The organism is Grimontia sedimenti, assembly GCF_011045095.1.
GTDB lineage: Bacteria > Pseudomonadota > Gammaproteobacteria > Enterobacterales > Vibrionaceae > Enterovibrio > Enterovibrio sedimenti.
The window spans coordinates 61,591-81,300 of the sequence record NZ_JAALDL010000016.1 but is presented as its reverse complement, the minus strand read 5'-3'; the positions used below and the strand labels follow the sequence as shown (position 1 = coordinate 81,300).

The following is a 19,710-nucleotide window of genomic DNA, read 5'->3' as shown; positions in this document are numbered from 1 at the left end:
ATATTCGTTTTATGGCGCTATTTGTTTTAATTCTTGCGCTCGATGATATACCGGGCGAACAGTTCCAATTGCTCTGTATTGTAGGGGATCGCTTGCAGGGCTTGTAGTGCTTCTTGGTAAAGAAGCTCAGCTTTCTGCTGTGCGCCCTCCAATCCCAGCAAAGCCGGGTAGGTGCTTTTTTCCGCTTCGAGATCGGAACCTTGTGGTTTTCCAAGGGTTTCGGTGTCGCTGATGATGTCTAGAATGTCATCCTGCACCTGAAACGCAAGGCCGATAGCGTTGGAAAATGTATCCAGTTGTGAAAGATATGTTACGCCTTTCTCGCCGGCAGCCAAAGCGCCCAAGCGAACCGCACAGCGGATTAGAGCACCGGTCTTGTTACTGTGGATGGTTTCCAGCACAGAGAGGTCCACTTTTTTCCCTTCCGCCGCCAGATCCAGTGCTTGTCCCAGGCACATGCCTGCGGCACCGGATGCCGTTGCTAATTCTTTGACCATCTGAATTCGGTACGCGTCACCTTCCTTGGAGAGATCACCTTCTGCCAGAATAGTAAACGCCAGCGTCTGCAAGGCATCGCCAGCCAGTATCGCGCTGGCTTCATCGAAGGCAACATGACAGGTCGGTTTACCGCGGCGCAGTGCGTCATCATCCATGGCAGGCAAATCGTCATGAATGAGGGAATATGCGTGAATACATTCAACGGCAGCGGCAGGGGTGTCCAATGCTTCCTCAGGCGCACCGAATAGCATACCAGTGACATAAGTCAGGTAAGGACGAACGCGTTTACCACCCAGCAAAGCGCCATGCTTCATTGCTTGAATCAGAGGCTGGTCGTCATTCCCCAAACTGTCGAGCCAGTGGGAGAGCTGCGCATTACTGCGGTTTTGGTAATGAATGAGGGTGGACGTTAAAGCGGTATCACTCATCGCGCGTGTCTTCAAAATTTTCCAAAGGGGCGTTGTCATCTTGCGCGAGCAGGATCTCGACGCGTTGCTCGGCATCAGAGAGCGTTTTTTGTCCCTGACGAGCCAGAGAGATCCCGCGTTCAAATTGTTTTAGCGCCGCATCCAGCGGCAAGTCACCACTTTCAAGGCCATTAACAATCGTGTCTAACTCTTTGAGGGTTTCTTCAAAGGTCATGTTCTCAGGTTTCTTAGCAGCCATGATAAATCCAGAACTATCAGAATGGCGGAGAAGTTAACCCAGTGCCTGTTGGGGGTCAAACGCTTGAGTGAAAATCTGCGCTGCTGCGGAGATTTTCTGGTGTTTGCGACGATTTAGGCCTGATTTTTGCCTATCTATTGGGCGGCGGCAATATTCTGTCAGCCAATAGTGGGTCCAATTCTGATTCACGAAATCGGACACTGAGCTTAATCTTGAGATGAAAATCTGCATCTTGAGATGAGAAGGGTATAAAATTTAAAGTACGCGCTAAATCTATCGCTTCTTCTGCCGTTAACGGAAAGGCAGATAGCGAATTCAGTCATACTCAAGCGGTTTAATAACCTGCTGATTCAGGTTGCTTGGGAAAACGTCACCACTCTTTCTGGCTAGTAAAAAATTAAGGGGATCGTTCCGTGGATCTGGCGACACTTATAGGTATTTTGGGCGCCTTTGCCTTCATCGTCATGGCGATGTTGCTGGGTGGCACCATCAGTATGTTCGTAGACGTTCCTTCAACGTTAATCGTATTCGGTGGCAGTCTGTTTGTTGTATTGATGAACTACACCATGGGTCAGTTCTTCGGTGCATTCAAGATCGCGGGTAAGGCTTTCATGTTTAAAGCCGATGACCCGGAAGACCTCATTGCCAAAATTGTAGAGATGGCAGACGCAGCACGTAAAGGTGGCTTCCTGGCACTTGAAGAAATGGAAGTGACGAACTCCTTCATGAAGAAAGGCGTCGACATGCTGGTGGATGGTCACGATGCTGAAGTCGTGAAAATGACGCTTCAAAAAGACATTGTCATGACCGACGAACGCCATGACAGTGGTGCGCAGTTTTACAGCGCACTTGCAGACGTTGCCCCGGCAATGGGGATGATCGGTACGCTGATCGGTCTGGTAGCCATGCTTTCAAACATGGATGACCCAAAGGCGATCGGTCCTGCGATGGCGGTAGCACTTTTAACAACACTCTACGGCGCTATGCTCGCCAACATGATAGCGATTCCTATTGCTGCAAAGCTTCGCCTGCGTAAAGACCAGGAGAAAATGAACCGTCGTCTTATCATGGACGGTTTGTTGGCAATACAGGATGGTCAGAACCCGCGTGTTATTGACGGCTACCTGAAAAACTACCTCAACGAGAAGAAACGTACTGTTGACGTAGACGGATAAGGAGTCGGGTATGGATGATGAATGCAAATGTCCCCCCCCCGGGCTACCCGCTTGGATGGGGACCTTCGCTGACTTGATGTCGCTGCTGATGTGTTTCTTCGTACTTCTGCTTTCGTTCTCGGAAATGGATGTGTTGAAGTTCAAGCAGATCGCAGGCTCTATGAAATTCGCTTTTGGTGTACAGAACCTTCTGGAAGTGAAAGACATTCCGAAAGGTACCAGTGTGATTGCGCAGGAGTTCCGTCCGGGTCGTCCTGAGCCAACGCCGATTGAAGTCATCATGCAGCAGACTATCGATATGACGCAGCGTACCCTCGATTTCCAGGATGGAGAATCCGATCGTGCCGGTGGCTCCCAGCGAGATTCTGCAAAACTGGATGGGGGCTCGACGGCAAGTGAAGCTTCGATGCAAGAGCAGGAACAAGACACCGAACAGATGTCGAGTACTGCCCAAATGGTGGTTCAGGCCCTTGAGCGCGAAGTGGAGGAAGGTGCGGTTGAAGTGGAAAACCTTGGCCAGCAACTGATTATCCGCATTCGTGAAAACGGTGCGTTCCCGGCGGGTTCAGCTTTCCTGCAGCCGAAATTTCGTCCTTTGGTTCGCCAGATAGCCGATTTGGTGAAAGACGTCCCTGGTGTGATTCGTGTTTCCGGCCATACTGACAATTCGCCTCTGGACTCTGAGCTTTACCGTTCTAACTGGGATTTGTCTGCACAGCGTGCGGTATCAGTTGCGCAGGAAATGGAAAAAGTCGATGGTTTCGACCCAATGAGAATGCGGGTTGAAGGTTTGGCTGGTTCTTCACCGCGTGTGCCAAACGATACGCCAGAAGGGCGTGCTCAAAACCGCCGTGTTGAAATTGCCATCATGCAAGGTAAACCGCGTGAATCGGACGAGCTGTCGACCAGCGCACCGGTGGAGCCTATTCAGGAAAACTGATATTTTGAAGCCCTTACAGAAGGCAGCGCATTGACGCTGCCTTTTTTGTTTTTGTACTCACTTCAGTGTGGTTATTTCGAATACGTTATGCTTGAGGTATAATCCGCGCCTTTGTTAAAGCCGTAGCGAAACCTGTTATGAAATTTATCGTAAAAATTCACCCTGAGGTGATGGTCAAAAGTGAATCTGTACGGAAACGCTTCACGAAAATTCTGGAAACTAACATCCGAAATATTCTTAAGCGAAAGTCAGACGCTATGTCGGTATTCAACCGTCGCGACCATATCGAGGTTTCGCTAAAAAACGATGCTGAACGTGATATTGCGCTGAGTGTGTTGACCAACACGCCAGGTATTCACCATGTGCTGGAAGTTGAGCAAAGGCCGTTTACTGATCTGCACAACATCTATGAAATCGTATCGGCAACGGTGGCACATCAGTTGGAAGGCAAGTCTTTCTGTGTTCGTGCTAAGCGTCGTGGCAATCATGACTTCACGTCTATCGACGTAGAGCGCTACGTGGGTGGTGGTTTGAACCAAGATGTTGAATCAGCCCGTGTTCAGTTGAAAAAGCCTGACATGGTTGTACACCTGGAAGTAGACAAAGAAAACGTCAATGTGGTTCGTGAGCGCTTTAAAGGACAGGGCGGCTTCCCACTGGGTACACAGGAAGATGTGTTGAGCCTGATATCTGGCGGTTTCGACTCCGGTGTTTCCAGCTATCTGCACATCAAGCGTGGTAGCAAAGTACATTATTGTTTCTTCAATCTTGGCGGCGCAGCACACGAGATTGGCGTTCAACAAACCGCCCACTACTTGTGGGAGAAGTTTGGTTCTTCTGCCAAAGTGAAGTTCATTTCCATTGATTTTGAACCTGTCGTCGCAGAGATCCTTGAGAAAGTTGATGACGGCCAAATGGGTGTCGTGCTTAAGCGCATGTTTGTGCGAGCGGCTTCCATGGTAGCGGAAAAGTTTGGCATCCAGGCATTGGTGACCGGTGAAGCTTTAGGGCAGGTATCGAGCCAGACGCTGACCAACTTGCGTATGATCGACAATGTGTCAGACACTCTGATCCTGCGTCCTTTGATCAACTGGGACAAAGAAGACATCATCAATCTGGCTCGTGACATTGGTACTGAAGATTTCGCCAAGACCATGCCGGAATACTGTGGTGTGATTTCACGTAAGCCAACCATCAAGGCTGAGAAAGCGAAGTTGGAAGCGGAAGAAGCGAACTTTGATTTCAGCATTCTGGATAAAGTGGTTTACGACGCCCGAATCATGGATATCCGTGATATCGGCAAGCAGAGTAAAGAAAAAGCACCAGACGTTGAACTGGTGGACGAAATTGCTAACGGCGCCGTGGTGCTGGATATCCGTAGCCCTGAAGAAGAAGACGAAAAACCATTGGAAATTGATGGTGCGGAAGTGGTTCACATTCCGTTCTTCAAACTGGCGACCAAGTTCGGCGATCTGGATCAGAGCAAAACTTATCTGCTCTACTGTGATCGTGGCGTGATGAGCAGGCTGCAGGCCCTCTACCTGCAAGAAAATGGCTATGCGAACGTGAAGGTATACCGTCCGTAAGGCTGATCCGAGAAAGTGCAGCGACAAGACTTAGAAACAAAAACCGACCTTTCGAGGTCGGTTTTTTTGTGGTTTATCCAAACAACCTGAAGGTGCAGTATTACGCGAACTTCTTTTCGTAATGGAGGTTGGGAATAATCACCATTGGCTCTACGACCTCGCGGGCTTTGTCTTTGCCTGCCAGCAAGTAGACAATCTCAACAGCGAATTCGAGAGCCGTGCCTGGTCCTTGACTGGTGATAAGCTTGTGGTCGTGGTCGGTAAACACACGTCGACTGTTTTGCTTATCAGCTGGAATGTGGTCAATAAATGCAGGGTGACAGGTTTTGTAGGCGTCTGGGAAGAGTTGATTCTTTTCAATCACCAGTGCGGGAGCCGCGCAGATTGCCGCCACCCATTTCTGATCGCACTGCTGCTGTTTAATTATTTCAACAACCAGTGCGCTTTCTCCCAGTGCTTTTGCGCCATCGACGCCACCAGGCACAACAATACAGTCAAATTCTTCATCGGCGACTTTGACCAAGGGAACATCTGCAGTCAACTTAACGCCGCGAGAGCACGTCAGGGTCAACTCGCCGTTTTCTGCGGCACTCGCTGTTGTCACTTTAAATCCAGCTCGTACCATGACATCAATAACAGTCACAGCTTCCATTTCTTCTATGCCTTGGGCAAGGCACACCAATACGCTAGGCGTGGTCATAGGATCGCTCCAAATTCTTGATGGCTTGATACAGCGCCCGGTTTTCCGGTACCGCTATATCGTGTGATTCTGCTCGGCTGATCAGGTAGCCGGTGATAAAGTCTATTTCCGAGTGACGTTTGAAGTGCACGTCCCGGTTCATCGAAGAGTGGTTTTCTGCGGTGGCTTTCGCGACCTGTAATGCGTGTTGTAAGACGTCATCCGATGCGACGTTTAATCCTTCGGCTTGCATGACCAAAGCGATCTCTTCACTTAATGTGTTTAGCTGCTCTCGCAAGCTATCAGAAAGCAACTCGCCATTCTGACACTGACGCAGTGCAGTCATAGGATTGATCATACAATTGACGGCCAGTTTCCGCCAAAGCGCTGTCTGTATATCTTTTTCCCATTGGGCGCTGGGTAGAGCATGGCTGAAAACGTCAGCAAGAAAGTCGCACTGTTTTCCACTGATATTCGCGCCACCTAGGCGTGTTTCTCCAAGGCCAGTATGCCGTAATACCGATGGAGAGAGCTTTAAAGCGCCATGGGAGGTCGTGGCAAGTACGAGAGGGTTTGTGTCCAGTGCTTGAAGAACAGCATCAGCCGTACCCATGCCGTTGTGCATCAATACTACCGGGGTATCTGGATGGAGATAAGGCTGTATAAGGTGGATGGCATCCAGCACCTGGAAGGCTTTGACGCAAACCAGAACACAGTCGCTTTCTTCAATTCGATCGGACTTGTTGCAGGGAAAAATCAGTGGGCTCTGATGTTCGAATCCCAGTGTTATGTCAGACTCTTCTTTGCGGGTGACAAAATGAACCTGATGCCCAGCTTCAAGTAGTTTTAAACCCCATAACGCACCGACCGCACCGGCACCGACAAGCGTAAAACGCATGCTTCATCCTTCTTTATTGATCGATTGAAGCATACCATTGTTGTGACAGGAGCCGAATGCTGAAAAGCAAAAAGGCAGCCAAACATAGCTGCCTTTTGAATCCGTCTAACTTCTCTAAATTAGAAGTTGTACTGTACGCGGTAGATCATCAGATCTTGGTAATCTTCACGTGCCAGTTTGTTCACTGTGTAACGGTACAGAACACCCGTTGACCAGTTTTGAGTGATGTTCCACATCGCGTTTACAGAACCGTTAAGACCCCAGTCGTCACCTTGAACTGCCGCATATGCGTCTTGACGGCCAAACTCATATTCACCCCAGGTAGAGAAAGTGAAGTTTTGGCTACCGATGTTAGTGTTGTAGAAACCAACCCAACCAGCCATACCACCGTTGGCACCGCTGATGCCATTAGTGTTGATTTCGTGCACACCGATGAATGGAGTAAATGCCCAGCCATCGCCTTTCAGGCCAGTGTAGCCCAGACCGATAACACGGTTTTGCTCGTGGAAGCCTGCATCTGAATCAGTGTTGTACACCTGTGCATAAAGGCTTACACCTGAGTCGGTCAGGTTGTAGTGAATAGTACCTTTAGTCGATGCGCCACGGTCACCAGTACCACGATCAACACCTTCGTAGTCGTAGAAACCGTAGATTTGACCCCAAGTAAAACCTGCACCGCCTTCGATACCGATTACTGCTTGGTTGCGATCAGAAATGTCACCGCCGAAGTTATCGTCATCGTTACCAAAACCTTGGTTCCAAACTTGGTAGTCTGCGTACATGCCACCAAAGCCGTACAGGTATTCCGCTTGAGCTGGAACAGCCGCAGCTGCTGCCAGAACGCTAAGTGCTACTACTGATTTACGCATCTTTTGTTCTCTTTACATCGTCAGAAAAGAAGTGGCAAAGACACCTATTGGTTGGACCTCCGCCGTAACGAGCGCCATTCTATGGGAAAGTTCAAAAAAGAAAATGCAATGAAATCGCAATCGTTTGCTAAATGTGATTTAGATCGCGTTGAAATGGATTGCATTCGAGATAAGTGTTTCAAAAGATGATCTGCAGAGCGGTTTAAACAGGATTGGTGAGTGTAATCCGCGACCATTGTCGCGGATTAAACACAGATTAAGCGGTTTTCTGCATGTCTTGCAGCTTTTTAAAGTGCTTTCTGAGCCCTACTATCATTGCAAGGCTTGGAATGACCATGATAGTGGTGAGGACGAAGAAGAAGGACCAAGGATCAAGCCAGGTGATGTTGTGAATCCATTCAAACTGCTCAATCCAGTCGACCAATGAGCCACTGAAGGACGAGAGGGTTGTCCTCCCCAGATTACCCAGAGACGCCAGCAAAGCGTATTGGGTTGCGGAGAACGCCCTGCCCGTAAGGAAAGTCAGGAAGGATACAAAAGCAATGGTTGCAAATGCACTGGTGAAGTTATCCACGATAATGGTTGCCAGGAACAGGTTTTCATTCGGTCCAACGTGCGCCATCAGCGCAAACATCAGGTTACTGGCAGCCATGGCAATACCACCAATCAGAAGCCCTTTAACGACGCCGAAGCGGACGTTAATCGCGCTGCCAATCAAGGTGAAGATGACAGTTGCGCCCCATCCAATAAGTTTGGAGTAATGGCCAATCTGTTCATTGCTAAAGCCAATTTCTTTGTAAAAAACGATCGACATACGACCCAAGAAGGCCTCACCGATCTTAAACAGGAACACAAAGAGAAGAAGAGTAAGCGCGACTTTCACACCATTGCGTCGGAAGAACTCAGCGAAAGGCTCAACAATGGTAACGGAGAACCACACCAGAACGCTGTTTTCGCCCTGATTTAAACGCTTGGCGTAACGGGACTCAGCTTCTGCCTGGAGTTCGTCGCGTTTTGAATCTGGCTCACCAACAAACAGGGTGAATAGGATAAGTAGTCCGATAAAACCTGCCATGCCGTAGTAAACGCCATTCCAGCCTATCGAGTCGGCATTGATAAAAGCGAAATACCCGGGAAGGCTGTAACCTGTCCACCAACCAATCACCGCCATGGCGGCAGCCTGCGGCATTTTGGATTTTTCCTGCTCGCCAAAACTGTCGATACGGAAAGCATCCACGGCAATGTCTTGGGTGGCAGAAGCCAGTGCTATGGTGAAAGCCAGAACCGAAGTCAGCCAAAGATTGAATGAAGGATCGGTATTGGCAATGAAAAGGGTACACACCAGCATGATCACCTGCATCAGGAAAATCCAGCTGCGGCGTTGCCCTAATGTTCGGTGAAGCACGGGAAGTTTCACGCGGTCGATGAGTGGTGCCCACATCCAGTTAATCGCGTAAACCGCAAAAATAGAACCGAATAAGCCGATCGCCGTTCTGGTTAAGCCTGCATCCTTGAGCCAGCCAGACATATTTGAACCGATCAAAAGCCATGGAAAGCCACTTGCGCAGCCCAACATGAAAACCCAAAGGAGCCTGCGGTCAAGATAGCTGTTTAGCGTTTCCCGCCAGGTAGGGTGAGAAGAAGGGGACATGAATGTACGTCCTTGTTATGTGCATAGGTAACCCCATGCTACCGTGCTTCAAGGACGAATGCCACGCGCAAAACGTGGCAATTTTCCCTTATTGATCAGATAACAAGCGCATTCTTTGAGACGTTGGTTCACAAATCTGTTACCGCGTAATTCATCTTCGCGGCGCGATTCGATCATGTACAACAGATACCAATAGACGGATTCGTAATCATCTTCCGGAGAGCCTCCAGAAATAGAGAGTTGCCACCATTCAAGAAACTGGTTTCGGCAGGAAAGTTTGAGATCTTCATAGGAAGCTTGCTGCAAGACATAGCGAATGACGTCTGCAGCAAAAGCCGGTGCATGTTGTCGAACATGTTCACCGGCGAGCTCATCATTGTTTTGTTCGGGATTGTCTGCAACGAGTTTTAGCATTCCCTCTCAACCTGCTACTTAATTGGTAATGAGAATCTTCTCGATAAGTATAGGTTGCTGGGGAACATCGCGCATACGAGTTTCAGGGATTGTGACGGTTTTAACCTTTGCCATTTTCTCAACGGTATTAAAACCCTCGATGACTTTGCCAAACACGGTGTAACCATAGTTGTAGCTGTTGCCATCTAAGTTACTGTTGTTTTGCAGGTTAATGTAGAACTGTCGAGTGGCAGAATCTGGCGCCTGACGCCTTGCCATAGCGATGGTGCCACGTTCGTTACCCAATCCATTTTTGGACTCGTTAACCACTTCGCCATAGGTGCTTGGACGAGGCTGGAATTTGGCGTCGTAGCCACCGCCTTGTGCGACAAACCCAGGAATCACTCGGTGGAATTGGGTGCCCACATAGCTACCGTCTTCCACATATTTGAGGAAGTTTTCAACGCTTTTCGGTGCTTTTTCTGGGTAAAGCTCGAGTTTGAAGTTACCCACGCTAGTTTCAACGTTGACAATAGGGTTCGCTGCCATCGCGTTGGCTGCAAATAGTGTGGCAGCGACTAATGCTGTTTTAAAAACGGTTTTCATTAGAAGTTCTCATTCATGAAGGTCATCAGCTGTTGGTCGCGAGCAATGTCTTGCAGTACAGCTTCGAGCAGGCTATTCAAAGCCATTTCCATGTCTTCAACAGACGCACTGGTGGAACCTTCAGTGGTTGATTTGCCGGTGTAACGCTTAACGAACTTGTTCTGACCATTATCTGCAACCAATTGGATTTGAACATTGGTGTTCATGGTGTGTGAGAACACGCTGTGCTCCACTTTCACCAGTGCGTCCAGCAGATCCATGCGCAGTTTACCTTTGCTGTCGGCAACCACTTTGTAGCCTTGAGAATTCAGTTGACGGATCAGGGCATCTTCCAGTACCACGCGAACGTTTGAAGTTGCCTGGATTGGCTGCACATTTTTACGGCCATTGTCTACCACTGCCACAAACTGAGCAGTGCGCAGATCTCGGCTTTCAACGGTAACAGGTTTACTTTGCGCAACGGGTACCGAAGAAATAGAAGGTTGTGGGGCAATCGTCATCTGAGGTTCGCGGGGTGACGAACAAGCACTCAGGCCCAATACCAGTCCGGAAACAAGCAGAAGTTTTTTCATGAGTTAACGCATCCCTTTAGAGTCTGGCTGTTTATATGCTTCGACAATAACAAACTTACGATTAGAAGCAATGACTTGTGCATTGCCAAAAAGACGTTTCAATTTAGTATGATAGCCGAGGTGACGGTTACCAATCACTACAATGCGTCCCTTGGGTTCAAGAACCCGTCTGGCGTCACAAAACATTTGCCACGCTATGTGGTCTGTCACTGTGTTGAGTTGATGGAATGGAGGGTTACACAGCACTAGGTCAGCGCTGTTTGGTTCGAAACCTTCCAGACAGTTGTTCACTCTGCAATTTATGCGTTCTGGTTTAATACCATGACTGAGCAAGTTTGCAGATGCTGACGCCACTGCCATGTGACTTTCGTCCACAGCTGTGATGATTGCCTGTGGATTGCGGCGGGCAGCTTCCACAGAAAGTACCCCGTTTCCACAACCCAGATCGATGATGTGCTTAATCCCTTGGTCTTCAGGAATATGTTCAAGCATGAGGTAAGCGGCGATATCCAAACTTTCCGACGAAAACACGTTGGCATGGTTTTGCAGTGTCATTTTGTAATCGGCAACGTCAAAAGAAGTCGTTTCAACCGGGGCTGATTCAAGCTGCTTTTCTTTCTGACAGAAAATCAATCGCGCTTTTTTCTTAGCGAGCGAGGTATGGGTAGCACCAAGGTGTTTTTCAAACAGCTTAAGTGTTGATGTATGGATGTCTTTGGCTTTTGCACCCGCTAATACTTGAACATTCATCCGCGCAGAATGTGAAATCTGCTGGAGTTGCCACACCAGAAAACGGGTATATTTTGGCAGCTTCATCACGATGATATCGGCATCGACCGGCAGGGGCTTTAAAGATGAAAGTATATCGACGCCTTCAAGGTTATTATCTTTGAGGTTCTGCTCGGTGCCTAACTGGGCTAAATGGGAGTCGCTCACCATGGTGACACGATATCCTTTCTGAATTGCCCAGCAGCTCAATGCCCCAAAACCATCATTGAAAATCAAGATGTGTGCGTTGTCTGGTAACACACTGTTCTCAAGTTCCTCGATCAGGTATTCATCTGCTGCATCCCATGCCTGCAGGGTTTCGTTCTTCTGAATAGGATAGCGGTGGAGTGCAAACGTTTGTCCAGCAATGTCTAACGTGGTTTTCATGGCGTGTATCAGCTAGAGATAATCGAGTATATTGTCGCAGATAATATAACGAAACGGCTTGGGATGGAGAGAGAATTAGGTATATGCCCAAGTGATTTTGGGTATACATACCCGTCAATTTTTAACTTTTGAAGACAAAAAGTTCGTAGACACGATCTATTTTAAAATTTGCGTCTAAAGTCAGAGGGAAGAATGAAAGTTCAGCAAAAAATTGAGCATAAGCTCAACACCGCATTTTCACCGGTGCATTTGGATGTAAAAAACGAAAGTTACATGCATAACGTCCCTGAAGGCTCAGAAAGTCACTTTAAAGTGACTGTGGTCAGTGAACAGTTTGAAGGGCAACGTCTTATCGCTAGGCACCGTGCGGTAAATCAGACCCTAAGTGAAGAATTGCAAAATGATATCCATGCACTTGCAATTCATACTTATACTGAAGAAGAGTGGCGCGAATTAAATGGTCAAGCACCCGTCTCCCCGCCATGTCACGGTGGTTCGGTTTTAGATGCCGAATAGACCAATAAGTAAGGGCTGTTTCAAACAGCCCTTTTAGCGCAGAAAGGAAAATCGCTTCTGGATATCAGATGCTAAGCAACAGGACATTGGCTGTCCCAAAGTATGAGCAAATGTTAAATAAATTGGGTGTATCTAGCTGTACAAGATAACAACAGGTCCAAGTGTCAGATGTTGATTTTGTAACAATTAATCCACATCACATTTGCACCCTAAACTGTGCACCGCCTCATACTTATCGCTTACAATTGAGCATAGTTTGCTCAGTTGCTGAAAATTCAGGGTGTATCACGGTGATTGCCGTGGAATCGCGACTTTGGTTAATGATAGAATCCACCGCTTGAAAACTGACCCCATGCCTTGAATTGTTGCGGGTTGGTGATGAGGAAGTTGCGAAGGTGAGTGAATGAGTCGCTCAGCTAGACAGTGGAAAGTCGTGTATTAAACTGCGCAATAACAGAATTTTTTCCCGTTAATGTAGTGCAAGTGCGTATGATTACAATAAAAAAGGGTCTGGACATCCCAATTGCCGGGACTCCAGCTCAGGTGATAAATGATGGCCCTGCCATCAAAAAAGTCGCCTTGCTTGGCGAAGAGTACGTTGGCATGCGTCCAACGATGCATGTTCGTGTTGGGGATGTAGTGAAAAAAGGTCAGGTTCTTTTTGAAGACAAGAAGAACCAAGGCGTTAAATTTACTGCTCCTGCAGCGGGTACTGTGGTTGAAGTTAACCGCGGTGCAAAACGTGTTCTTCAGTCTGTTGTCATCGAAGTAGAAGGCAACGAGCAAGTCACTTTCAACAAATACGAAGCCTCCGATATCGCGGGCCTGGATCGTCAAGTGGTTGTAGACCAACTTGTTGAGTCAGGTGTGTGGACGGCGCTCCGTACCCGCCCATTCAGCAAAACACCAGCGGTTGACGCAAGTCCTGCAGCTGTTTTTGTTACAGCGATGGACTCAAACCCTCTGGCTGCAAACCCAGAGCTGATCATTAATGAACAGCAAGAAGCGTTTGTAGCAGGTCTGGACGTGCTTTCACGCCTGACCGACGGTAAGGTGTTTGTGTGTAAAGGCGAATCCAGCCTGCCGCGTAGCAACCAAGCCAATGTGGAAGAGCAAGTGTTTAATGGTCCTCACCCAGCAGGTCTGGTTGGTACCCACATTCACTTCTTGCGTCCTGTTGGTATGGACGTGCAGGTTTGGCACCTGAACTATCAAGACGTTATCGCTTTCGGTAAGCTTTTCCTAACGGGTGAAGTTTATACAGATCGCGTCGTTTCTCTGGCAGGTCCGGTTGTTAACAACCCTCGTCTCATCCGCACGCAAATCGGTGCTTCTATTTCAGACATCACTGACAATGAGTTGATGCCTGGTGAAATCCGTCTCATTTCTGGCTCCGTACTAAGTGGTACGAACGCTGGTGGTGTTCACGGTTACCTCGGTCGCTATCACCTTCAGGTGAGCGCGCTTCGTGAAGGTCGTGAAAAAGAACTGTTTGGCTGGATTACTCCAGGTAAGAACAAGTTCTCCGTTACCCGCGCATATTTAAGCCAGTTCTTTAAAGGCCAGCTGTTCAACATGACCACTACCACAAACGGTAGTGAGCGCTCTATGGTGCCAATCGGTAACTACGAGCGTGTGATGCCTCTGGACATCGAGCCGACTCTGCTGCTGCGTGATATCTGTGCAGGTGACCTGGACAGCATGTCTCAGCTGGGCGCACTGGAACTGGATCCTGAAGATCTTGCTCTGTGTACTTTTGTTTGCCCTGGCAAGTACGATTTTGGCCCTATGCTCCGCGAGTGCCTGGATCAAATTGAGAAGGAAGGGTAAGCGATGAGCCTGAAGAATTTTCTTGAAGATATCGAGCATCACTTCGAGCCGGGTGGTAAACACGAGAAGTGGTTTGCGCTGTACGAAGCAGTAGCGACTGTTCTTTACACCCCAGGCCTAGTGACCAAACGCGGTGCGCACGTACGTGACAGCATCGACTTGAAGCGCATCATGATCATGGTGTGGCTGGCTGTGTTCCCTGCCATGTTCTTTGGCATGTACAACGCTGGTAACCAAGCCATTATGGCACTGAACTCTATGTACGGTGCAGAACAACTGGCAGCAGTTGTTGGCGGTAACTGGCACTACTGGCTGACAGAAATGTTGGGCGGTACGCTGACACCAGATGCTGGCTGGGGCAGTAAAATGGTACTGGGTGCCACTTACTTCCTGCCTATCTACGCAACGGTATTTATCGTGGGCGGCTTCTGGGAAGTCCTGTTTTGTATGGTGCGCAAGCACGAAGTCAACGAAGGGTTCTTCGTTACTTCTATCCTGTTTGCATTGATTGTTCCGCCAACACTTCCTCTGTGGCAAGCAGCTCTGGGTATTACCTTTGGTGTTGTTGTAGCAAAAGAAATTTTCGGTGGTACCGGTCGTAACTTCCTGAACCCTGCGCTGGCTGGCCGTGCGTTCCTGTTCTTTGCATACCCTGCACAGATTTCAGGTGACCTGGTTTGGACTGCTGCTGATGGTTACTCAGGTGCGACAGCTCTGAGCCAATGGGCTCAAGGTGGTCAAGGCGCGCTGGTTAACAACATCACAGGCCAAGCAACCTCTTGGATGGATGCATTCATTGGTAACATCCCAGGCTCAATCGGTGAAGTGTCAACGCTGGCAATCTTCATTGGTGGTGCAATGATCGTTGCGATGCGAATCGCATCTTGGCGCATCATTCTGGGTACTATGATTGGTCTTGTAGCTACAGCGACCCTGTTCAACATCATCGGCTCTGACACCAACCCAATGTTCAGCATGCCATGGCATTGGCACCTGGTTCTGGGTGGTTTCGCGTTCGGTATGATGTTCATGGCAACTGACCCAGTTTCCGCGTCGTTTACCAACAAAGCAAAATGGTGGTACGGCATCCTGATCGGTGCGATGGCAGTGATGATTCGTGTGGTTAACCCAGCGTACCCAGAGGGTATGATGCTGGCTATCCTGTTCGCGAACCTGTTTGCGCCGCTGTTCGACAACCTGGTAATCCAGGGCAACATCAAACGGAGACTGGCTCGTGTCAAGCAATAACGATAGCATTAAAAAAACGCTGACCGTAGTTATCGCGCTGAGCCTCGTGTGTTCAGTCGTGGTATCGTTCGCGGCCGTTTCTCTGCGTCCTCTGCAAGAGAAAAATGCCGTGCTGGACGTACAGCGCAACATCCTTTCTGTTGCTGGTATCGATGCGAACGGCAACATCACTGGAACCTTCGACAAGTTCATCGAACCACGTCTGGTTGACCTGAAAACAGGTGACCTCGTAGGTACTGTTGAAGAAGCGAAGGCTTTTGACCAACGCATTGCAGCGTCTGACCCATCTCAGTCAGTAAAACTGACTGCAGACAAAGATATCGCCAAGATTGGCCGCCTGTCTGACATCGCTAAGGTTTACTTGGTGAAAGACGACGCGGGTCAAACTGAGCGTCTGATCCTGCCAGTACATGGCAGTGGTCTGTGGGGCATGATGTATGCTTTCGTTGCACTGGACACAGACGGCAAGACCGTTTCTGACATCGCTTACTACCAGCACGGTGAAACTCCGGGTCTGGGTGGCGAAGTTGAAAACCCTCGCTGGCGTGCACAGTTCGAAGGCAAACTGCTGTTTGATGACAAAGGCATGCCTGCGCTGAAAGTTGTTAAAGGCGGTGCTCAACCTGGAGATGTTTACGGTGTAGACGGTCTGTCAGGTGCGACTCTGACTTCAAACGGTGTACAGCACACCTTTGACTTCTGGTTTGGTGACAACGGCTTTGGCCCATTCCTGAAGAAAGTTCAACAGGGAGAGCTGATCAATGGCTGATTCTAAAGAACTGAAAAAGAATCTTTGGTCTCCAGTACTGGATAACAACCCAATTGCCCTTCAGGTACTGGGTGTTTGTTCTGCACTGGCAGTAACCACCAAGCTGGAAACAGCGTTCGTAATGACCCTTGCGGTAGTTTTCGTAACGGCATTCTCGAACCTGTTCGTATCGCTTATTCGTAACCACATTCCAAACTCTGTGCGTATCATCGTTCAGATGGCGATCATTGCATCGCTGGTCATCGTGGTAGACCAGATCCTTAAAGCTTACGTTTACGACATCTCTAAGCAGCTGTCGGTATTCGTTGGCCTGATCATCACCAACTGTATCGTTATGGGTCGTGCAGAAGCGTACGCGATGAAGTCGCCACCGCTGCCATCATTCATCGACGGTATCGGTAACGGTCTGGGTTATGGTTTCGTACTGATTTCTGTTGGCTTCTTCCGCGAACTGCTGGGCTCAGGCAAGCTGTTCGGCGTGTCAATTCTGCCTCTGACTTCAGAAGGTGGTTGGTACCAGCCAAACGGTCTGATGCTTCTGGCCCCATCAGCGTTCTTCCTGATCGGCTTCCTGATCTGGGTTGTGCGTTACTTCAAACCTGAACAAGTAGAAGCGAAGGAGTAAGGACGTAATGGAACATTACATTAGTCTGCTGGTTCGTTCGATTTTCATCGAAAACCTAGCACTGTCTTTCTTCCTGGGTATGTGTACTTTCCTGGCGGTGTCCAAGAAAGTAAAAACCTCTTTCGGTCTAGGTGTTGCGGTAATCGTAGTACTGTCTGTGGCCGTTCCGGTTAACAACCTGATTTACAACCTGGTACTGAAAAACGGTGCGATTGTTGAAGGAGTGGATCTTAGCTTCCTGAACTTCATCACTTTCATCGGCGTTATCGCGGCACTGGTACAGATCCTGGAAATGGTTCTGGACCGCTTCTTCCCGCCGCTATACAACGCACTGGGTATCTTCCTGCCGCTGATCACAGTGAACTGTGCAATCTTCGGTGGTGTATCTTTCATGGTTCAACGTGACTACAACTTCATGGAGTCTGTGGTTTACGGTTTCGGCTCTGGTGTGGGCTGGATGCTGGCGATTGTTGCGCTGGCAGGTATCCGTGAAAAGATGAAGTACTCTGACGTACCACCTGCACTTCGTGGTCTGGGTATTACCTTCATCACTGTAGGTCTGATGGCGTTAGGCTTTATGTCTTTCTCCGGTGTTCAACTGTAAGTCGGGTAAACCGCGAATTAAGGAATAGTCAATGGACATTATTCTTGGTGTAGTGATGTTTACTCTAATAGTACTGGCGCTGGTACTGGTGATTTTGTTCGCCAAGTCCAAGCTGGTACCATCAGGTGACATCACGATCGCTGTAAACGGCGATCCAAGCCTTGCAATCACCACGCAACCAGGCGGTAAGCTTCTGAGCGCGCTGGCGGGTGCAGGTGTATTCGTATCTTCAGCTTGTGGTGGTGGTGGCTCATGTGGCCAGTGCCGCGTGAAAGTGAAATCGGGTGGTGGTGATATTCTGCCAACTGAACTTGATCACATCAGCAAGGGTGAAGCACGTGAAGGTGAGCGTCTGGCCTGTCAGGTTGCAATGAAAACTGACATGGACATCGAGCTCCCTGAAGAAATCTTCGGCGTGAAGAAGTGGGAATGTACTGTTATCTCTAATGATAACAAAGCAACCTTCATCAAAGAGCTGAAGCTACAAATTCCAGACGGCGAGTCAGTACCGTTCCGTGCGGGTGGTTACATCCAAATCGAAGCGCCTGCTCACCACGTTAAGTACGCAGATTACGATATTCCTGAAGAGTATCGTGAAGACTGGGAGAAGTTTAACCTGTTCCGTTACGAGTCCAAGGTTAACGAAGAGACCATTCGTGCGTACTCAATGGCGAACTACCCAGAAGAGTTTGGCATCATCATGCTGAACGTGCGTATTGCGACGCCACCACCTAACAACCCAGACGTACCACCAGGCATCATGTCTTCGTACATCTGGTCACTGAAGGAAGGTGATACGTGTACGATCTCTGGTCCGTTTGGTGAGTTCTTCGCGAAAGACACTGATGCAGAAATGGTATTTGTGGGCGGTGGTGCAGGTATGGCACCAATGCGTTCACACATCTTCGACCAGCTGAAGCGTCTGAAGTCTAGCCGTAAGATGTCTTTTTGGTACGGTGCGCGTTCTAAACGTGAAATGTTCTATGTAGAAGATTTCGATGGATTGGCAGCAGAAAACGAAAACTTCGTTTGGCACTGTGCTCTGTCTGATCCTATGCCAGAAGATAACTGGGATGGCTACACTGGCTTCATCCACAACGTGCTGTTCGAGAACTATCTCAAAGATCACGAAGCGCCAGAAGATTGTGAGTACTACATGTGTGGTCCTCCAATGATGAACGCCGCTGTGATCGGCATGCTGAAAGACCTGGGTGTTGAAGACGAGAACATCCTACTGGATGACTTTGGTGGCTAATCGCCCCGCTGTCTGAAGGAGACAATGGCTGGCCTTAGGGTCAGCCATTTTGCATCTAATCAGACAGAATCATTGTTTTCTGAATGGCTTTTCTAGCTCACCAAAGTCGAAAGTGATTCTTTCTGATACCTTTTCTAATCAACTGGATGATGTAATGAAAAAATTCCTGTTGTCTGCCGGTCTAATGATTAGCGCACTGCTGGTTTTGACTGGATGCGAACAAGCGCCGCAGCAAACACACCTGACAGGTTCCACCATGGGAACCTATTACTCGGTGAAATATGTTTCTAATATGGAGCTTCCTGCTTCCAGTGATATTCAGGCTGAAATTGATACGCGTCTGGAGTTGGTCAACGATCAGATGTCTACGTACCGCAAGGATTCTGAACTGAGTCTGTTTAACCAGCAAAAAGGCAGTGAGCCATTTACTGTGTCGAAAGACACGGCAAAAGTGGTCGCAGAAGCGATTCGTCTGAACACCTTGTCTGATGGGGCTCTGGATGTGACAGTCGGCCCATTGGTTAACCTTTGGGGTTTTGGTCCTGAAGGACGTCCCGACCGCGTTCCAACTGACGAGCAAATTGCAGAACGCCGTGCAATGACAGGGATTGAGTTCTTGTCTGTAGAGGGTAACAACCTGGTCAAAACCAACCCAGGCCTATACGTCGATTTGTCATCGATTGCTAAAGGCTTTGGTGTTGATGTAGTCGCAAACTATCTGGCGTCACTGGGCATCGACAATTACTTGGTTGAGATAGGTGGAGAGCTTCAACTAAAAGGTAAAAATGCAGAAGGGCAGTCATGGCGTATTGCCATCGAAAAGCCTACATCAGAGCAGCAAACCGTACAGGAAATCATTGCACCGGGCGACATGGCTATTGCCACATCGGGCGACTACCGCAACTATTTTGAAGAAAATGGTGTTCGTTACTCGCACACTATCAACCCGGCAACGGCCAAGCCAATCAACCACCGTCTGGTGTCGGTAACCGTGCTTGATAAGTCTTGTATGACAGCGGATGGCCTATCTACGGCCTTTATGGTGATGGGCCCAGATGCGGCGCTTGCATTGGCAAACCAGGAAAATATTCCTGCATTTTTCATCGTAAAGACGGATAATGGATTTAACGAAGTCGCATCGGATGCGTTCAAACCATATCTAACACGTTAAAGGT

21 protein-coding genes are annotated in these 19,710 nt (G+C 48.7%); 11 read left to right on the top strand and 10 right to left on the bottom strand.

The annotated features are described in order from the left end of the window. Positions 1 to 26 precede the first annotated feature (26 nt). Both ispA and xseB read right to left on the bottom strand, forming a co-directional pair. A complete protein-coding gene (ispA, locus tag G5S52_RS18775) occupies positions 27 to 926 on the bottom strand; it encodes a (2E,6E)-farnesyl diphosphate synthase (RefSeq protein WP_165017324.1) in 900 nt (299 codons plus the stop codon). After that, the gene (xseB, locus tag G5S52_RS18770) at positions 919 to 1,164 is read right to left on the bottom strand and encodes an exodeoxyribonuclease VII small subunit (protein WP_002537010.1); all 246 of its coding nucleotides are present in this window, start codon (positions 1,162 to 1,164) and stop codon (positions 919 to 921) included. The genes ispA and xseB overlap by 8 nt, the downstream gene beginning before the upstream one ends. A 413-nt stretch (positions 1,165 to 1,577) precedes the next feature. Here xseB and pomA point away from each other — a divergent pair, with 413 nt between their 5' ends. The 3 genes from pomA to thiI all read left to right on the top strand — a co-directional run bounded on the left by pomA (position 1,578) and on the right by thiI (position 4,865). Continuing rightward, the gene (gene pomA / locus G5S52_RS18765; protein ID WP_165017321.1) at positions 1,578 to 2,339 is read left to right on the top strand and encodes a flagellar motor protein PomA; all 762 of its coding nucleotides are present in this window, start codon (positions 1,578 to 1,580) and stop codon (positions 2,337 to 2,339) included. A 10-nt stretch (positions 2,340 to 2,349) separates the two neighbouring features. Further along, complete coding sequence (locus G5S52_RS18760) at positions 2,350 to 3,279, top strand: flagellar motor protein MotB (RefSeq protein ID WP_062660612.1); 930 nt, start codon at positions 2,350 to 2,352, stop codon at positions 3,277 to 3,279. A gap of 137 nt (positions 3,280 to 3,416) precedes the next feature. Further along, on the top strand, positions 3,417 to 4,865 hold the full coding sequence (gene thiI, locus G5S52_RS18755) for a tRNA uracil 4-sulfurtransferase ThiI (RefSeq protein WP_165017318.1): 1,449 nt from the start codon (positions 3,417 to 3,419) through the stop codon (positions 4,863 to 4,865). 100 nt (positions 4,866 to 4,965) lie between these two features. On the opposite strand, the gene G5S52_RS18750 is transcribed toward thiI, so the two are convergent. The 8 genes from G5S52_RS18750 to G5S52_RS18715 form a co-directional block, all read right to left on the bottom strand. After that, positions 4,966 to 5,565, bottom strand: a complete 600-nt coding sequence (locus tag G5S52_RS18750) for a DJ-1 family glyoxalase III (protein ID WP_165017315.1) — start codon at positions 5,563 to 5,565, stop codon at positions 4,966 to 4,968. Further along, positions 5,552 to 6,442 carry a 2-dehydropantoate 2-reductase gene (locus G5S52_RS18745; RefSeq protein ID WP_165017312.1) on the bottom strand — a complete coding sequence of 297 codons (891 nt, stop codon included), beginning with the start codon at positions 6,440 to 6,442 and terminating at the stop codon, positions 5,552 to 5,554. Before G5S52_RS18745 ends, G5S52_RS18750 begins: the two co-directional genes overlap by 14 nt. A 119-nt stretch (positions 6,443 to 6,561) precedes the next feature. Then, positions 6,562 to 7,311: an outer membrane protein OmpK gene (locus G5S52_RS18740; RefSeq protein ID WP_165017309.1), complete on the bottom strand. Its 750-nt coding sequence runs from the start codon at positions 7,309 to 7,311 to the stop codon at positions 6,562 to 6,564. Between the two features lie 256 nt (positions 7,312 to 7,567). Continuing rightward, positions 7,568 to 8,962 (bottom strand): AmpG family muropeptide MFS transporter, encoded by a 1,395-nt coding sequence (locus G5S52_RS18735; RefSeq protein ID WP_165017307.1) that lies wholly within the window; start codon positions 8,960 to 8,962, stop codon positions 7,568 to 7,570. A 48-nt stretch (positions 8,963 to 9,010) separates the two neighbouring features. Next, positions 9,011 to 9,376, bottom strand: coding sequence for a hypothetical protein (locus G5S52_RS18730; protein ID WP_002537029.1), 366 nt, complete (start codon positions 9,374 to 9,376; stop codon positions 9,011 to 9,013). Between the two features lie 18 nt (positions 9,377 to 9,394). Continuing rightward, positions 9,395 to 9,961, bottom strand: coding sequence for a peptidylprolyl isomerase (locus tag G5S52_RS18725; RefSeq protein ID WP_165017304.1), 567 nt, complete (start codon positions 9,959 to 9,961; stop codon positions 9,395 to 9,397). After that, positions 9,961 to 10,533, bottom strand: coding sequence for a YajG family lipoprotein (locus G5S52_RS18720; protein WP_002537032.1), 573 nt, complete (start codon positions 10,531 to 10,533; stop codon positions 9,961 to 9,963). Before G5S52_RS18720 ends, G5S52_RS18725 begins: the two co-directional genes overlap by 1 nt. Before the next feature lie 3 nt (positions 10,534 to 10,536). Continuing rightward, positions 10,537 to 11,688 carry a methyltransferase gene (locus G5S52_RS18715; RefSeq protein ID WP_165017301.1) on the bottom strand — a complete coding sequence of 384 codons (1,152 nt, stop codon included), beginning with the start codon at positions 11,686 to 11,688 and terminating at the stop codon, positions 10,537 to 10,539. A gap of 192 nt (positions 11,689 to 11,880) precedes the next feature. Between G5S52_RS18715 and bolA the strand changes: the two genes are divergently transcribed. The 8 genes from bolA (at position 11,881) to G5S52_RS18675 (ending at position 19,706) form a co-directional block, all read left to right on the top strand. Continuing rightward, positions 11,881 to 12,204 carry a transcriptional regulator BolA gene (gene bolA / locus G5S52_RS18710; protein WP_062660625.1) on the top strand — a complete coding sequence of 108 codons (324 nt, stop codon included), beginning with the start codon at positions 11,881 to 11,883 and terminating at the stop codon, positions 12,202 to 12,204. A 489-nt stretch (positions 12,205 to 12,693) separates the two neighbouring features. Continuing rightward, positions 12,694 to 14,034 (top strand): Na(+)-translocating NADH-quinone reductase subunit A, encoded by a 1,341-nt coding sequence (locus G5S52_RS18705; RefSeq protein ID WP_165017298.1) that lies wholly within the window; start codon positions 12,694 to 12,696, stop codon positions 14,032 to 14,034. Between the two features lie 3 nt (positions 14,035 to 14,037). Continuing rightward, complete coding sequence (locus G5S52_RS18700; RefSeq protein ID WP_002537040.1) at positions 14,038 to 15,282, top strand: NADH:ubiquinone reductase (Na(+)-transporting) subunit B; 1,245 nt, start codon at positions 14,038 to 14,040, stop codon at positions 15,280 to 15,282. After that, positions 15,269 to 16,051, top strand: a complete 783-nt coding sequence (locus tag G5S52_RS18695; protein WP_002537041.1) for a Na(+)-translocating NADH-quinone reductase subunit C — start codon at positions 15,269 to 15,271, stop codon at positions 16,049 to 16,051. Before G5S52_RS18700 ends, G5S52_RS18695 begins: the two co-directional genes overlap by 14 nt. Continuing rightward, positions 16,044 to 16,676: an NADH:ubiquinone reductase (Na(+)-transporting) subunit D gene (locus tag G5S52_RS18690; RefSeq protein WP_002537043.1), complete on the top strand. Its 633-nt coding sequence runs from the start codon at positions 16,044 to 16,046 to the stop codon at positions 16,674 to 16,676. The genes G5S52_RS18695 and G5S52_RS18690 overlap by 8 nt, the downstream gene beginning before the upstream one ends. Positions 16,677 to 16,683: 7 nt before the next feature. Beyond that, entirely contained in the window at positions 16,684 to 17,280 is a 597-nt protein-coding gene (gene nqrE, locus G5S52_RS18685; RefSeq protein WP_002537045.1) for an NADH:ubiquinone reductase (Na(+)-transporting) subunit E, read from the top strand. 31 nt (positions 17,281 to 17,311) lie between these two features. After that, positions 17,312 to 18,535, top strand: a complete 1,224-nt coding sequence (nqrF, locus tag G5S52_RS18680) for an NADH:ubiquinone reductase (Na(+)-transporting) subunit F (protein WP_165017295.1) — start codon at positions 17,312 to 17,314, stop codon at positions 18,533 to 18,535. Between the two features lie 154 nt (positions 18,536 to 18,689). After that, complete coding sequence (locus G5S52_RS18675) at positions 18,690 to 19,706, top strand: FAD:protein FMN transferase (protein ID WP_165017292.1); 1,017 nt, start codon at positions 18,690 to 18,692, stop codon at positions 19,704 to 19,706. Positions 19,707 to 19,710 lie beyond the last annotated feature (4 nt).